Below are 15,350 nucleotides of genomic sequence, written 5' to 3'. Positions count from 1 at the left end.
AAATCAACCAAAATGAAAACATTATATATTACAACGTTTATACTTGTGGGCATTGTTTCTTTAAAAGCGCAGGAAAATAAGACTTACCAATTAGCTTCCGAACAAGGTTTGGAGATTGAGGAACAAAATTCGGTGCAACCAAAAAGCACTCCTAACGTTGGGAAGCTGATTCCGAACAGTGCAAGTTTTGAAGAAATCCTTGCAAGCATTCCCAATCGGAAAGTGAATAGAAGCACCAATCCAAAACCGGTCAATAGCGTAAAAGCTTTGCCAAACACTGCGACGTTCGAAGAAATCAAAAAGACAATTCCAAAGAATTAAAAACAACCAAGAAAACTTAAAACGAAATCAGAGTAAAGAAAATTTGCTCTGATTTTTTCTAAAATAAATGTTTGGCAACATAATTGTTTATTGAAAAATACCATTCACACTTATATATAGTTTTTTAAGAATAAGTAGGGGGACGCTTTGTTGGTCTCCCTATTTTATTTTGTGAGACTAATTTCCACAGATTCTATTCAAAAATTTTTCTAAATAATAATTGCTAGCTAAATTAACTTTTATAATTTTGCATAACCAGTTATGTAATTAATTATACAAAAATGAAGATATTTGAAAAAATAGGAAAGATGGCTCTGGGCAGTAGACTCAGACTCTTGACCGCGAAAATGACAGATGATGCAAGCAAAATCTATGAGTTATATGGTATCGAATTTTCTCCGAAATGGTTTCCCGCATTCTTTTTATTGTCAGTGGATGGTGAGAAAACGATCACAGAAATCGCCACCGAAATTTCGCATTCTCAACCTTCTGTCACCAAAATAGTCAAAGAAATGGCGAAGGCAGAATTGGTGGAGGTCAATTTAAAATCAGCAGATAAGCGAAGAAACGTGGTTGACCTTACTGAAAAAGGAAGGAATATTTCTGAAAAAATTAAAATACAATGTGGTGATATTGACCTTGCGGTAGAAGATATTTTAAATCAAGCGACGCACAATCTTTGGGAAGCCGTCGCGGAATGGGAATTTCTTTTGGAGCAGAAGTCTTTGTTGAAACGTGTACAAGAGCAAAAGAAACTGAGAGAAAGTAAAAATGTTCAAATCGTGGATTACGAACCAAAATATCAACAGGCATTTAAATCCCTGAATGAGGAATGGATTTCCAATTATTTTGAAATGGAAGAAGCGGACTACAAAGCATTGGACAATCCTCAGGAATATATTCTTGACAAAGGTGGAAAAATTCTTATTGCACTGTACGATAATGAACCATTGGGTGTTTGTGCATTGATAAAAATGGACGACCCAGACTATGACTTCGAAATGAGCAAGATGGCAGTTTCTCCAAAAGCGCAAGGCAAAAGCATCGGCTGGCTTCTTGGTCAGGCAATTATTGATAAGGCAAAAGAATTATGCGCATCAAAGCTTTATCTGGAGAGCAATACGATTCTGAAACCAGCCATCAACTTGTATTACAAAATGGGCTATGAAAAAATAGTAGGCCGACCTACACCCTATAAACGTTGTAATATTCAGATGGAACTTGATTTGGAAAAATAAAAGCGGTTGTCTTTCAAATGAAAAGAAAAATTAGTAAAACGTAATTAACTAATGATGGTCATAAATATAAACACATAATAAAAACAAAAAACCCTAAAACATTGTGAATAAATGAATTAGGGTTTACCAGTGAGGTGCCTAGCGGATTCGAACCGCTGTAGATGGTGTTGCAGACCACTGCCTAGCCGCTCGGCCAAAGCACCGTTTTGTTGGAGTGCAAATTTAATGATTTTTTTCTAATTTCAAATTTTAAAGGCTTTTAATTTCAAAAATTTCTTTTTAGCCACTGTAAAACGTTGATAGATAGACCAATTGTCTCCTAGCCCTGATGGTAATGGAAATCCCACAGCAAGCGATGGACAAAGCCTGGCGCGAGGAATTGCAATGGACAGCAGGTTCCCGGCTCCTCAAAAATATACAGGTTTTGCATATCTTTAATCGATTTTTACAATCTTTATTTAGGTTCTAAATAAGTATCTTTGCAAAAATTTTTTGAAACAATGGATAATTTCCAACTGAATACAATAGAAGAAGCCCTAGAAGACATTAAAAACGGAAAGATGGTCATCGTGGTGGATGATGAAGACCGCGAAAACGAAGGCGACCTTATCGCTGCCGCCGAATTGACTACGCCAGAAATGGTGAATTTTATGGCGACGCATGCCAGAGGTTTGATTTGTATGCCTCTAACGGAAACAAGGTGCGACGAATTGGAACTGCACTCTATGGTTTCAAATTCTACTGACCCGAAGGAAACAGCTTTCACCATTTCTGTTGACCTCCTAGGGAAAGGCGCTACGACAGGAATTTCTGCTGGCGACCGCGCAAAAACCATTCAAGCGATTATGGATTCTAACACAAAACCTGGTGACTTGATGCGCCCTGGACATATTTTCCCATTGCGTGCAAGAGAAGGGGGCGTCCTGAAAAGAGCAGGACACACGGAAGCAGCGGTTGATTTGACAAGGTTGGCCGGACTGAAAGAAGGTGGCGTAATCTGCGAAATCCTGAACGAAGACGGAAGTATGTCGAGATTGCCGCAACTTTTGGAATTTGGGAAGAAGCACGATTTGAAGGTAATTTCTATCGAGGATTTGATTCATTACAGAATAATGAGACAAGGCGATCTTGTGGAAAGAATCGAAGAGCGTGAGATCAAAACGCATTTTGGAGATTTCAAGTTTTATGTGTTTGAGGAGAAACCAACAGAGCAAATACATTACGCTTTGACAAAAGGAAATTGGTCTGCCGATGAGTCTGTTTTGGTAAGAGTCCAATCCACCGGAACTTATTTCGATGTTTTCAGCAGATTGTCTAATGGTGAACATCCATTGATGCAACAAGTGACCGACCTCATCAACAAAGAAGGGAAAGGCGCTGTGGTCTTCATCAACAATGTTTCTAATAAAGAAAATACATTGAGCCGAATCAAACACTTCCTGAATTATCAAGATGGAACGAGCGAACAACCAACGATTGCGCCAAACTTCCGAGATTACGGCATAGGAACTCAGATTTTGAAAGACCTCGGCATTAATAAATTTAAAGTGATTACTCAGAATCCAAACATCAAACCTATTCTTTCTGGTTATGATGTAGAAGTGACTGAAATGATTGCTCTATAGACTTTGAGAGAACAGACAGACGATAATAGATTTCATTCAGTCTTCAAATTAACAGAAAAGCGCTCCAATCGGAACGCTTTTTCTTGTTTATGCAAAATAAGAATATTATCTTCTGGTCTAATTCGCTGGCCAAGCATTATTCTTAGGATTAATATCAGGAACAAGGGATTTTGGGTCTAGTTTTACATTGGTCACTTCTTTTGTCGAATCGATTTGGAAAGTCCATTCTGTGTTGCGTTTCCAAACCTCAACTGGTAATTTTACTGTTTCCGCAGTTCCATCTTTGAAAGTCACTAAAACCGTGGTCGGCATTGGCAATTGACCAATATTTTCAACTGTGATTTGAGCGCCGTTTTTGAAATCGCCACTTACAGGTTTTACGCTTTTCACGGCTTGGTCAACTTTCCATTTGTTCATAAACCAACCTCTCCAGAACCAGTTTAGTTCCTCTCCGGAAACATTCTCCATGGTATGGAAAAAATCCCACGGCGTTGGATGTTTGTACGCCCATCTGTTGATGTAAGTTTTAAAAGCCTTATCAAATTTCTCAGGCCCAAGAATTGTTTCCCTTAAAATCCCCAATCCAATTCCCGGTTTGAAATATGCCAAAACTCCGATGCTTCTTTCTTTCATGTTATCCGGTCCAACCATAACTTGTTCAAAACTATCGCTTTGCACAAATGGTCCAACTTTACCAATATCTTGTTTGTGATAATATTCGCCTTTGTTGAAAGCCTCCGTAGAGCCATTATTGATAAAAGTATTGAAACCCTCATCCATCCAAGCAAAAACTCTTTCGTTGGAACCCACGATCATCGGAAACCAAGTGTGTCCAAATTCGTGGTCTGTCACGCCCCAAAGCCCTTCTCCTTTTGAGTTTCTGTGGCAAAAAACAATTCCTGGATATTCCATCCCGCCTTCGTTTCCGGCAACGTTGGTCGCTGCTGGATAAGGATATTCGAACCATTTTTCTGAGTAATGTTCGATTGACGCTTTCGTATATTCTGTTGAACGTCCCCAAGCTGCGTTGCCAGCACTTTCTACAGGATAAGCCGAGATTGCCAAAGATTTTTTACCACTTGGAAGGTTGATCCTCGCTGCATCTATAATGAAAGCTGATGACGAAGCCCAAGCAAAATCTCTCGCTTTTTCTATCTTGAATTTCCAGGTTTTTGTCCCCGAATTGTTTCCTTTTCCTAATTCAGATTCTGGATGGATCATAACTGTTTTTTCACTTTTTCGAGCCTCATTCCAACGGCTGATCTCTTCTTTGGAATAAACTTCTTTTTCATTCAGTAATTCCCCCGAAGCAACTACATAATGATTAGCAGGTACGGTAATATTAGCTGACAATGTCCCATATTCCAAATAGAATTCTGAAGCACCTAGATAAGGCAAAGTGTTCCATCCCATCACGTCATCATACACGTACATTCTCGGATACCATTGTGCTAAAGTGAAGATTTTACCATTCTTGGTATCTTCTACGCCCATTCTGTCTGAGCCGTATTTTGGAGATAGGAATGTATATTCGATTTTTAATTTTGCCACGCCTCCGTTCGCTTTTAAATCTGCAGGAAGGTCAATCTGCATTCGGGTGTCTGTGATGGTATATTTCACCTCTTTCCCATCATATTTTACAGATTTGATTTTATAACCCCCATCAAAAGTTTCTCCCTTCGCACCATTTCTACTGCCAGACAAAGGAATGATAGCATTACCTCTGGAATCTTTAGAAAAAAGATTTTGGTCGAGTTGCAACCAAAGAAAACTAAGTTGGTCCGGACTATTGTTGGTGTAAGTGATTTCGGCAGAACCAGTCAATTCGTTTTTAGATTCATCAAGGCTGACATTCAGTTGATAATCAGCTGAGTTTTGCCAATATTTGTGACCTGGCTGTCCGCTTGCAGAACGGGTTTCGGTGCTTGTCTGAGGATAGAAAAAAGGCTTGAAAGCTTCTGTGTAATCGTACTTTGGAGCTTCCTGAGCGTACGAATGGCCAGCAAAAGCCAAAATCGCAACTGCCGAAAGTAGTTGTGGTAGTTTGAAATTCATTTATGGAAAGATTTATTGTTAAATAAAATTAGTCAAAAAAAAACAGAACTTGTTACATCCACAATCTTTAGTAGTTGATAGTTTTCTGTTGATGGTTGATGGATTGCTAATCAATTACATAAATTTTGAAAAGAGATTTTTAATTTTTTCGATCACTTAGATTCTGATAGTTTAGAAAATTGGACGCCTGCAGTTTTGGAACTGCAGGCGTGGAGTTTTAATTTTTTAGATTTAAATTATTAATTCGATTTCTTAGCTTTGATCGTATTTTCCAGCATATCCCACATCTCTTGCGGAACATCCTCAAGCATATTGAATTCGCCTGCACCTTGAAGCCACTCGCCACCGTCGATGGTCACAACTTCGCCATTTACGAAAGATGAAAAATCTGAAACCAAATAGGCCGCAAGATTGGCCAGTTCCTGATGTTCCCCTACTCTTTTTAGTGGATTTTTTTTAGCCAAATCAAATTTATCTTTCATATCGCCGGGTAGCAATCTGTCCCAAGCACCTTTCGTCGGAAATGGACCCGGAGCAATCGCGTTGAAACGGATGTTATATTTCCCCCACTCTACTGCCAAACTTCTTGTCATTGCCAAAACGCCAGCTTTTGCACAAGCGGACGGAACAACGTAAGCAGAACCTGTCCAGGCGTAAGTGGTCACAATATTCAGGACCGTTCCTGGAACTTTGTTGTCTATCCAATATTTACCGATGGAAAGTGTGCAGTTTTTGGTGCCTTTCAAAACAATATCAAGGATGGAATCAAATGCGGAATGCGTCAATCTTTCGGTTGGTGAGATGAAGTTTCCGGCGGCGTTGTTCAAAAGAATATCAATCCTCCCGAACTCTTTCAAAGTGGCTTCTTTCATAGCTTCCACTTCATCCCAGTTTCGGACGTCGCAGGCTACGCAAAGGACTTTTCCGCCGGTTTCTGCTTCGAGTTCTTTTGCTGTTCCTTGTAGTTTCTCAAGGTTTCTGGAAGTGATAACAACTTTGGCACCGAGCTGAAGAAAATATTTGGTCATTGCTTTTCCTAGTCCGCTTCCGCCTCCTGTGACGATGGCTACTTTATCTTTGAGTGCGTCTTCGCGCAACATTGGTTGTGAATATGGATTCATTAATTGAATGATTTTTAGATTAAATTGAAATCATTTGTGGCTTTGGTAAAATTAGATTTTTATTTTGTATTGGAAATTAACAAAAGTTATGCGCGAAATATTATCACATCATCAGCCATATTAGTTTTGGCTACAACAATCATTGATTCAGCCACACAACAAAGTTGATTGTTTCTCAACTTTGTACTGTAAAAATCAATCAATTAAAAACAATCAAAAAATGGACACAAAAAAAGTATGGTTCGTGACAGGAGCTTCGAAAGGGTTAGGATTAACTTTAGTCAAAAGATTATTAGCAGAAGGTCATTTTGTGGCAGCAACTTCCAGAAATATCGCTGAACTTCAGAAAGCAGTCAGTGAAGAAAATGCATCATTTCTTCCGCTTGAAGTTGATTTGATTAACGAAAACTCTGTTCAGGCAGCGGTTTCAAAATCAATAGAGAAATTCGGGAAGCTTGATGTTGTGGTGAATAACGCTGGTTACGGACAATTGGGAACTTTGGAAGAAATCTCAGATTTGGAAAGCCGTCAAAACTTCGACACCAATGTTTTTGGCTCTTTGAATATTATTAGAAAAACAATGCCTTACTTAAGAGAACAGAAAAGTGGATTCATCATCAACATCGCTTCCATTGGCGGATTGACAGGAGAATTTGCAGGTTGGGGAATTTATTGTGCTACCAAGTTTGCGGTTGTAGGATTCACAGAAGCTTTGGCTGCAGAAGTGAAAGAATTTGGAGTGAACGCGACCGTCGTTTATCCAGGCTATTTCAGAACAGATTTCTTAACGGGTGGCTCACTCAGAACACCGAAAACTGAAATCGAGGAATACACTGTAGCAAGACAACTTCAGACGGCACACGAAAAAGATATCAATGGAAATCAACCCGGCGACCCGGATAAAGCAGCTGTAGCATTGATGGAATTGGTAGCACTGGAAAATCCGCCTGTACATTTGGTTTTAGGCTCTGATGCATTCGGCATTGCCGGAAATAAATTAAATGCACTTCAAAACGAAATTTCTGAGTTTAAAACACTAAGTACATCTACAGATTATTAAATTTGTAAAGGCAACAGTTTCTTGCTGTTGCCTTTTAATTTTAAAGTTATGACCTACAGAAAATTATACACCATCGATACCATTTCTGAATTTCACAGAATTTCAGGATTGCCAAAACCTCAGCATCCGCTCATCAGTCTGGTAGATTACAGTTTGGTAGAGTATCAAATCGAGGAATCCGAAATCAGCTGGGTTCAGGATTTATATTTTATGGGTTTCAAAAGAGATATTCAGGGCAAACTTCATTACGGTCAAGGTCAGTATGATTTTGATGAAGGTCTGATGTGTTTTATCGCTCCGAGACAGGTTGTCAAAATGGTTATCAGCAAATATGAAACGAAACCTTCAGGATATCTTTTGGCTTTTCATCCCGATTTTATCTGGAATACACCTTTAGCAAAGACGATTAATAATTATAAATTTTTCGGATATGATGTGAACGAGGCTTTATTCCTTTCCGAAAAAGAAGAGGAGACGTTGATTAGACTTTTCAAAGGCATTGAAAAAGAATACCAGTCGGGAATTGACCAATTTACTCAGAATATCATCATTTCTCAGATTGAGGTTATTTTAAATTATTGCGAAAGGTTTTATCAGCGACAATTCATCACCCGAAAAAAGACCAATCATCAGGTTTTAGATAAACTAGAAATCATTTTGGAAGATTATTTTAATGAAAATGTGATGGATAAAGGCTTACCGACCGCCAATTATATTGCTGAACAACTGAATATTTCAACCAATTATTTAGGAAGCTTATTAAAACAACTGACCGGACAAACCACACAGCAACACATCCACGAAAAACTGATTGAGAAAGCCAAGGAAAAACTTTCGACAACAGAACTTTCAGTAAGTGAAATTGCTTATGAACTGGGGTTTGAGCATTCTCAGTCTTTCAGTAAATTATTTAAAGCTAAAACTGATATTTCGCCTTTGGAATTTAGGAAGTCATTTAATTAATATATACAATTCATTTTCACCAACATTGCTACAGCAAAGACCAATTTGGTTATTTTTTTCACTTTGGCAATACAGAACTTTGTATAATAATTTAAACAAAACATTATGCAAAATCTAAAAGGAAAAGTAGTAGCTGTTACCGGAGCAAGTGCAGGAATTGGAAAAGCGATTGCCACAAAATTGGCGGAAAACGGGGTGAAAGTTGTTTTGGGAGCGCGGAACATTGAGCAATTGCAAAGCATTGTTGATGACATTAAAAAAAACAATGGCGATGCAATCTCTGTAAAAATAGATGTGAGCAAAAAAGAAGATTTGATTCATTTTGTAAATGCAGCTGTTGAAAATTACAGTAGATTAGACGTTATCATCAATAATGCAGGAGTGGCACAGCTCAGCCGAATTGATGAATTGGATGTTGACGGCTGGGAGCAAATGATTGATATCAACGTCAAAGGGGTTTTGTACGGAATGGCAGCCGCAATTCCTGTTTTCAAACAACAGCATTCGGGTCATATTGTGAATATCATTTCTACCTCAGGAATCAAAATTGTTCCAACGCAGGGAATTTATGCAGGAACTAAAAATGCCGTTCGTACCATTTCGGAAGCCTTTCGTCAGGAATCAGATGGGAATATCAGGATTACAGGAATTTCGCCTGGCGTAGTGAAAACTGACTTTGCAAATCATATAAAAAATGAATCAATGAAAACCGTCATTCAACAGAATATGGAAAACTTAGCCATAAGCCCGGAAGCTATTGCTGATGCTGTAATCTATGCCATCAGTCAGCCAAAAGAAGTTGAAATAGGTGATATCGTCATTCGTCCAGCAAAGCAAAATTAATTATTTTTAAGTCTCACAAAATGCAGCAAAAAAAAGATATCCATCACATCACAAGCATCTCACAACTGATGCGTGAACTGGGATTGCCGGCGCCTTTGCATCCGCTGATTGCTTTGGTCAATTACAATGATGTCTCTGCCGAAATGCTGGAAAAGGGACAAAAGTTAAGTATCGATTTTTATAAAATTTCTTTTAAGCCCGATTTTAAAGGGCAAACAAAGTACGGACAAGGCTATTATGATTTCGAAGAAGGCGGATTGGCTTTCCTAAAACCGAAACAAATTGTCTATACGCCGGACGATAAAGAAAGCTATGTGGGCTTTGCACTGTATTTTCATCCGGATTTTATTCTGAACTATCCTTTAGGAAAACAGATAGACCAGTTCGGATTTTTTTCATACAATGTTTCCGAAGCTTTGTTTTTATCAGCAAAGGAGAAAGACATTATCACCAGCGTGTTTCACTCGATTGCTACGGAGTTAATGAATAGTATTGACAATTTCAGTCAGGATGTTTTGGTCACACAAATCGAATTATTATTAAATTACAGCAACAGGTTCTACAACCGGCAGTTCATTACCAGAAAAGCTTTGAACAACAATGTCATCAATCAATTAGACCAACTACTGAAAAACTATTTTAATGATAAAAGCGGACTCAAAAACGGTTTACCTTCCGTACAGAATATTTGTGCAGAATTGCAATTGTCCCAACGTTATTTAAGCGATTTGATGAAATCATTAACAGGAATAAATACGCAACAATATATTCAAAATGCAATGATTGAAAAAGCCAAAGAAAAACTGTCGACAACAGAACTTTCTGTAAGTGAAATTGCATACGAACTGGGGTTTGAACATTCTCAGTCTTTTAGTAAACTGTTTAAAGCTAAAACGGATATTTCTCCTTTGGAATTCAGGAAATCTTTTAATTAAATTTTTCGGCTACAAGAAAATACTTTTCGGCTACAGGAGTACAAAAGCGAAATCTGAACTTTGCTTCATTAAAATATATCAAAATGAAAGTATTTGTAACAGGCGCCACAGGTTTTGTAGGAACTGCCGTAGTACAGGAATTATTAGCCAATGGTCACGAAGTTTTGGGATTGGTAAGATCAGAAGAATCAGCAAACAAATTGATTGCAGCCGGCGCAGAACCACACCGAGGAGATTTGAATGATTTTGAAAGCTTAAAATCGGGAGCTACAGCTTCAGATGCCGTGATTCACTTAGGTTTTGTCCACGATTTTACAAGATTTACAGAAATGTGTGAATTAGATGGGAAAGTAATTGAAACCATCGGCGAAGCTTTAAGGGGAACCGAAAAACCTTTTCTCATTACTTCAGGAACGGCACTTTTTTCAAAAGACGGACTTACTGTAGAAACAGACCGCTCAGTAAATCCACATCCCAGAATTGCAACAGAAAATGCTGCCGATGCTGTGTCCGCGAAAGATGTGAAAGTGGCGGTTATTAGATTGTCGCCGTCAGTTCATGGTAATGGCGATGCCATTGGTTTTGTTCCTACACTGATTAGGATTGCAAAACAACAAGGCAAATCTGCGGTTATTAATGATGGTAACAACTTCTGGCCGGCCGTTCACAAATTAGATGTTGCAAAATTATACAGATTAGCTTTGGAAAAACCCTTTGAAAGCGGAACAAGATATCACGCCGTTGCAGAACAGGGCATTCCGTTTAAAGATATTGCCACATTTATCGCAGAAAGATTGCAGGTTCCTGTTGTTTCTCTCAACAGTGATGAAGCAACAGAACATTTTGGTTGGTTTGCACATTTTGCAAAGCTTAATAATCTGACTTCAAGCGAAGAAACCAAATCAGTTTTAGGTTGGGAACCACAACATCCAACTCTGATGGAAGATTTGAAAAGTGATGTTTATTTCTCTGAAGCACAATAATCTGTACCTTTAGATTCATTAAATTTGATTAAATATTAGACCAATGTCTGACTCGCCGATAAGAATAAAAACCATTTCCCAATTTCATACATTGAGAGGATTACCGAAACCGAAACATCCGCTTATCAGTGTGATTAATTTTCAAGATATGGCACCCGCTTTGGAAAGCGGAAAGCAGAGTTTGATATTCGATTTTTATATGATTTCTGTCAAACGCGATATGAATCATAAATACAGATACGGCCAGCAGGATTATGATTTTGACGAAGGTGTGATGTTCTGTATGGCACCACATCAGATTCTGAGCGTTATCCGAGAAGAGCACGGCAAAAACCCTTCCGGATGGATGATGATGATTCATCCGGATTTTCTCTGGAATACGCCATTGGCAACTGCCATCAAAAAATATGAATTCTTTGATTATTCTGTGAATGAAGCCCTGTTTTTGTCCGAAGATGAGGAAATCAAGATTCAGCAAATCACCGAAAACATTAAGCAGGAATACCAGGCGAATATTGACAAATTCAGTCAGAATATTATTATCTCTCAGCTGGAAACACTTCTGAATTATTCCGAAAGATTTTATCAAAGACAATTTCTGACGAGGCATAAAGCACATCATCAATTCTTAGAAAAACTGGAGGTTTTGCTTATTGATTATTTTGAAAAAGATGATTTTAAAGAAAAAGGATTGCCAAGCGTTCAGTTTCTGTCAGACGAACTAAATATGTCGCCACAATATATGCGCAGTCTTCTGAAGACCTTGACCGGACAAACGACGCAACAGATTATCCACGAAAAACTGATTGAAAAAGCCAAAGAAAAACTCTCCACCACCGAACTTTCCGTAAGTGAAATTGCGTATGAACTGGGCTTTGAACATTCGCAGTCTTTCAGTAAACTGTTTAAGGCCAAAACGGATATTTCACCGTTGGAGTTTCGGAAGTCGTTTAATTAAAAAAATCATCAATCCGTAATTTGCATACGACAATCTTTATTTTGCATACATCGGATTCTTCATTTCTGCTCAACTTTGCTTTATCAAAATTAATATTGAAAAATGAATAAAGTAAAATTAGGAAATCAAGGATTAATCATTCCAAATATCGGATTGGGATGTATGGGAATGACGGGTTTTGGCGACGCAGATATGTACGGCAAAACCGATGAGAAAGAGGCGATTGCAACCATTCACCGCTCTTTGGAACTAGGCGGAAATTTCATAGACACTGCAGATCTGTATGGCCCTTTTACAAATGAACGATTGATTGCAAAAGCTATTGAAGGCAATCGTGACCAATACATTATCGCGACTAAATTCGGTTGGGAAATCGATGACAATGAGCAAGTGACTTGGAAAATCAACGGACAGAAAGATTACGTGAAAAAGTCGGTTGAGCGTTCGCTGAAAAACCTGAAAACAGATTACATCGACCTTTATTATATGCATCGTCTTGATAAAAATGTTCCGGTTGAGGAAACGGTTGGTGCGATGAGCGATTTGGTGAAGGAAGGAAAAATCGGTTACATTGGTTTGTCTGAAGTTTCTTCTGAGACTGTGAAAAAAGCGCACGCCGTTCATCCCATCACAGCGGTTCAAAGTGAATATTCTTTGTTTGAAAGAACGGTTGAAGAGAAAGGTGTCACCAAAACTTTGAATGAACTGGGAATTGGTTTTGTGGCGTATTCTCCGTTGGGAAGAGGATTTCTTTCGGGACAAATTCGTTCGATTGATGATTTGCCGGAAAACGATTTCAGAAGAGGAATTCCAAGATTCCAAGAACAGCATTTCCATAAGAATATTGAACTGGTGGAAGCGATTGAAAATTTGGCTAAAGAAAAAGAAATTACTTCGTCACAATTAGCTTTGGCGTGGATCATCAGCAAAGGCATTGTTCCGATTCCAGGGACGAAAAGAAGAAAATATCTAGAACAGAATATTGAAGCCGGAAAAATAGTTTTAAGTGAAAATGAGCTTGCAAAACTGGAAAGTATTGTACCTTTAGGAACCGATACTGGCGCGCCTTACGACGAATTCAGTATGGGACTTTTGGATTATTAAATTTTAAATTGATAGAATGAACACCATTACCTCCATTTCGGCTTTTCACAGGTTATTGTCGCTTCCCGAACCGAAACATCCGATGGTCAGCGTCATCAATCTTTCTGAAAGCATTTTCATTGAAGATGAGGTCTGGAAAGGTTTTGTGAGCCGATATTATTGTGTTGCGCTGAAACGGAATGCGACGGGAAAAATAAAATACGGCCAGCAACATTATGATTACGACAAAGGTGTTTTGAGTTTTACGGCGCCCAATCAGGTTCAGTATCTCGATTTGAAAACGATGGATTGTGAAAATACGGGTTATCTATTAATTTTCCACGAAGATTTTCTATTGAAACAGCCTTTGGCAACGACGATTTCGTCTTATGGATTTTTCTCTTACGCTGTGAATGAAGCCTTGCATCTTTCCGAAGATGAGGAAAATGACCTGCTTGAAATTCTGAATAAAATCGATAAAGAATGTCAGCACATCGACCAGCATACGCAGGAAATCATTTTGTCGCAGATTGAGTTGCTGTTGAATTATTCCAAACGTTTTTACGAGCGACAATTCATTACCAGAAAAAGTGGAAGTCATCAGCTTTTAACGAAATTTGAAACGTTTCTGAACGAATATTTTGATAAAGAATCTTCTGGGAAAGGACTTCTAACAGTTCATCAAATTGCCGAAGCGATGAATCTTTCTCCGAATTATTTAAGTGATTTATTAAGAATCCAAACCGGACAAAATACACAACAACATATTCACGAAAAGCTCATCAGCAAAGCAAAAGAGAAACTTTCAACCACGGAACTTTCAGTAAGCGAAATTGCGTATGAATTAGGATTTGAACATTCGCAATCGTTCAGTACCTTGTTTAAAAAGAAAACGAAAATGTCGCCGTTGGAATTTCGGCAGTCGTTTAATTAAAAATATTTCTCTCGCAGATTTTGTGGATTGTAGAGATTGAATTTAAATCTGAATTATCTGCCAAATCTGCGAGCGTCTTATTTATTTTCGAAAATATCTTCTCGGAGATTATTTTTATGTGTTCTTCCCCACTCGGAAAGCGCCATTATGACCGGCTTCAACGTTTTGCTATAATCTGTGGAAATATATTCCACAACCACGGGCGTTTGCTCGCTGTGAACGATTCTCTTCACAAAACCATTGAGTTCTAAATCCTTCAACTCATTCGAAAGTACTCTTGCAGATATTCCAGCCACGATTCTTTGGAGCTCATTGAACCGAATACTTCCCTGTTCCTGCAATGCGATAATAATTTTCAATTTCCATTTTCCGCCGATGACATAAATCGCATCTTCCACAGACGACAGACTTTCGGAACATCTTCGGGCAGTAATTGGCTCTTCTAATTCAATACTCTTTTCCATAAAAATAAGCTTAACTAACTCAAAGGTTACTACTAACCTTTTGTTCACTACTAACTTTTGATAAGCAAATGTACATAATTTTGTCGAAGAATTTAATCATCAAAAAAATTGAAATCGCTGAGAAGCGATTCCATATGACCTTTTAAAAAAATTATTACTGACTTATGAAAAATATACTTCACATTATTTCGAGCCCGAGAAAGGATTTGTCTGCAAGCAGAAAATTAGGAAATGCTGTTATTGAAAAAATCAAGGGAAAATATCCTGACAGCGTGGTGAAAGAACGCGACCTTACAAAAAACCTCGTTCCGCTTTTGGAAGAAGCACACATCAACACTTTTTTCTCTCCAGCAGAAAGTCATTCTCCCGAGCAACAGTCCATCAATGCCTATTCTGAAAATTTGATTTCGGAACTTCAGGAAGCCGACATTATTGTCATCGATTCTCCGATGTACAACTTTTCTGTTCCTGCAACACTCAGAGCGTATTTTGACTTTACTTCAAGAGCAGGTTACACTTTCAAATACAGCGAAAAAGGTCCTGAAGGTCTGTTGAATGACAAGAAATTATACATTGCTTTCGCATCGGGAAATATTTATTCAGAAGGTCCTTATCAAATTTATGACTCGAATGTTCCTTATGTAAAAAATGTTTTTGGTTTCTACGGCGTCAAAGATGTCAGCGTGTTCCGTGCAGAAGGTCTTTCGATTCCGGGAATTATGGAAAATGCTTTGGCAAAAGGGATTGACAGCATTGTCATTGACTAA

16 protein-coding genes and 1 tRNA gene are annotated in these 15,350 nt (G+C 38.3%); 13 read left to right on the top strand and 4 right to left on the bottom strand.

What is annotated here, in order from left to right:
- The first annotated feature begins 12 nt into the window (after positions 1-12).
- Both IO90_RS17120 and IO90_RS17115 read left to right on the top strand, forming a co-directional pair.
- Positions 13-321: a hypothetical protein gene (locus tag IO90_RS17120; RefSeq protein WP_034970163.1), complete on the top strand. Its 309-nt coding sequence runs from the start codon at positions 13-15 to the stop codon at positions 319-321.
- A 281-nt stretch (positions 322-602) separates the two neighbouring features.
- Complete coding sequence (locus IO90_RS17115; RefSeq protein WP_034970160.1) at positions 603-1,559, top strand: bifunctional helix-turn-helix transcriptional regulator/GNAT family N-acetyltransferase; 957 nt, start codon at positions 603-605, stop codon at positions 1,557-1,559.
- 132 nt (positions 1,560-1,691) lie between these two features.
- Here IO90_RS17115 and IO90_RS17110 read toward each other — a convergent pair.
- Positions 1,692-1,762, bottom strand: a tRNA-Cys gene (locus tag IO90_RS17110).
- Positions 1,763-1,871: 109 nt separating this feature from the next.
- Between IO90_RS17110 and IO90_RS19160 the strand changes: the two genes are divergently transcribed.
- Positions 1,872-1,997: a hypothetical protein gene (locus IO90_RS19160; RefSeq protein ID WP_262483383.1), complete on the top strand. Its 126-nt coding sequence runs from the start codon at positions 1,872-1,874 to the stop codon at positions 1,995-1,997.
- A gap of 62 nt (positions 1,998-2,059) precedes the next feature.
- Positions 2,060-3,184 carry a 3,4-dihydroxy-2-butanone-4-phosphate synthase gene (gene ribB, locus IO90_RS17105; RefSeq protein WP_034970158.1) on the top strand — a complete coding sequence of 375 codons (1,125 nt, stop codon included), beginning with the start codon at positions 2,060-2,062 and terminating at the stop codon, positions 3,182-3,184.
- A gap of 117 nt (positions 3,185-3,301) precedes the next feature.
- On the opposite strand, the gene IO90_RS17100 is transcribed toward ribB, so the two are convergent.
- Both IO90_RS17100 and IO90_RS17095 read right to left on the bottom strand, forming a co-directional pair.
- Positions 3,302-5,239: a M1 family metallopeptidase gene (locus IO90_RS17100; protein WP_034970156.1), complete on the bottom strand. Its 1,938-nt coding sequence runs from the start codon at positions 5,237-5,239 to the stop codon at positions 3,302-3,304.
- 239 nt (positions 5,240-5,478) lie between these two features.
- Positions 5,479-6,360, bottom strand: coding sequence for an SDR family oxidoreductase (locus IO90_RS17095; RefSeq protein WP_034970154.1), 882 nt, complete (start codon positions 6,358-6,360; stop codon positions 5,479-5,481).
- A 220-nt stretch (positions 6,361-6,580) separates the two neighbouring features.
- On the opposite strand from IO90_RS17095, the gene IO90_RS17090 reads away from it, so the two are divergent.
- From IO90_RS17090 to IO90_RS17055, 8 genes are all read left to right on the top strand, one after another.
- Positions 6,581-7,420, top strand: a complete 840-nt coding sequence (locus tag IO90_RS17090; protein ID WP_034970152.1) for an SDR family NAD(P)-dependent oxidoreductase — start codon at positions 6,581-6,583, stop codon at positions 7,418-7,420.
- 48 nt (positions 7,421-7,468) lie between these two features.
- Positions 7,469-8,383 carry a helix-turn-helix domain-containing protein gene (locus IO90_RS17085; protein ID WP_034970151.1) on the top strand — a complete coding sequence of 305 codons (915 nt, stop codon included), beginning with the start codon at positions 7,469-7,471 and terminating at the stop codon, positions 8,381-8,383.
- 105 nt (positions 8,384-8,488) lie between these two features.
- Complete coding sequence (locus tag IO90_RS17080; RefSeq protein WP_034970149.1) at positions 8,489-9,226, top strand: SDR family oxidoreductase; 738 nt, start codon at positions 8,489-8,491, stop codon at positions 9,224-9,226.
- Between the two features lie 20 nt (positions 9,227-9,246).
- Positions 9,247-10,161 (top strand): helix-turn-helix domain-containing protein, encoded by a 915-nt coding sequence (locus IO90_RS17075; RefSeq protein WP_034970147.1) that lies wholly within the window; start codon positions 9,247-9,249, stop codon positions 10,159-10,161.
- A gap of 83 nt (positions 10,162-10,244) precedes the next feature.
- Entirely contained in the window at positions 10,245-11,144 is a 900-nt protein-coding gene (locus IO90_RS17070) for an SDR family oxidoreductase (RefSeq protein ID WP_034970145.1), read from the top strand.
- A gap of 43 nt (positions 11,145-11,187) precedes the next feature.
- Complete coding sequence (locus IO90_RS17065) at positions 11,188-12,102, top strand: helix-turn-helix domain-containing protein (protein ID WP_034970143.1); 915 nt, start codon at positions 11,188-11,190, stop codon at positions 12,100-12,102.
- 102 nt (positions 12,103-12,204) lie between these two features.
- Positions 12,205-13,206 carry an aldo/keto reductase gene (locus tag IO90_RS17060; RefSeq protein ID WP_034970142.1) on the top strand — a complete coding sequence of 334 codons (1,002 nt, stop codon included), beginning with the start codon at positions 12,205-12,207 and terminating at the stop codon, positions 13,204-13,206.
- Positions 13,207-13,222: 16 nt separating this feature from the next.
- A complete protein-coding gene (locus IO90_RS17055; RefSeq protein WP_034970139.1) occupies positions 13,223-14,119 on the top strand; it encodes a helix-turn-helix domain-containing protein in 897 nt (298 codons plus the stop codon).
- A gap of 77 nt (positions 14,120-14,196) precedes the next feature.
- On the opposite strand, the gene IO90_RS17050 is transcribed toward IO90_RS17055, so the two are convergent.
- Positions 14,197-14,583, bottom strand: coding sequence for a winged helix-turn-helix transcriptional regulator (locus tag IO90_RS17050; protein WP_034970137.1), 387 nt, complete (start codon positions 14,581-14,583; stop codon positions 14,197-14,199).
- Between the two features lie 164 nt (positions 14,584-14,747).
- On the opposite strand from IO90_RS17050, the gene IO90_RS17045 reads away from it, so the two are divergent.
- On the top strand, positions 14,748-15,350 hold the full coding sequence (locus IO90_RS17045; protein ID WP_034970135.1) for an FMN-dependent NADH-azoreductase: 603 nt from the start codon (positions 14,748-14,750) through the stop codon (positions 15,348-15,350).

The organism is Chryseobacterium sp. FH1 (assembly GCF_000735135.1).
In the GTDB taxonomy this organism is placed as follows: Bacteria; Bacteroidota; Bacteroidia; order Flavobacteriales; family Weeksellaceae; genus Epilithonimonas.
This window is presented reverse-complemented; position numbering and strand designations above follow the sequence as displayed.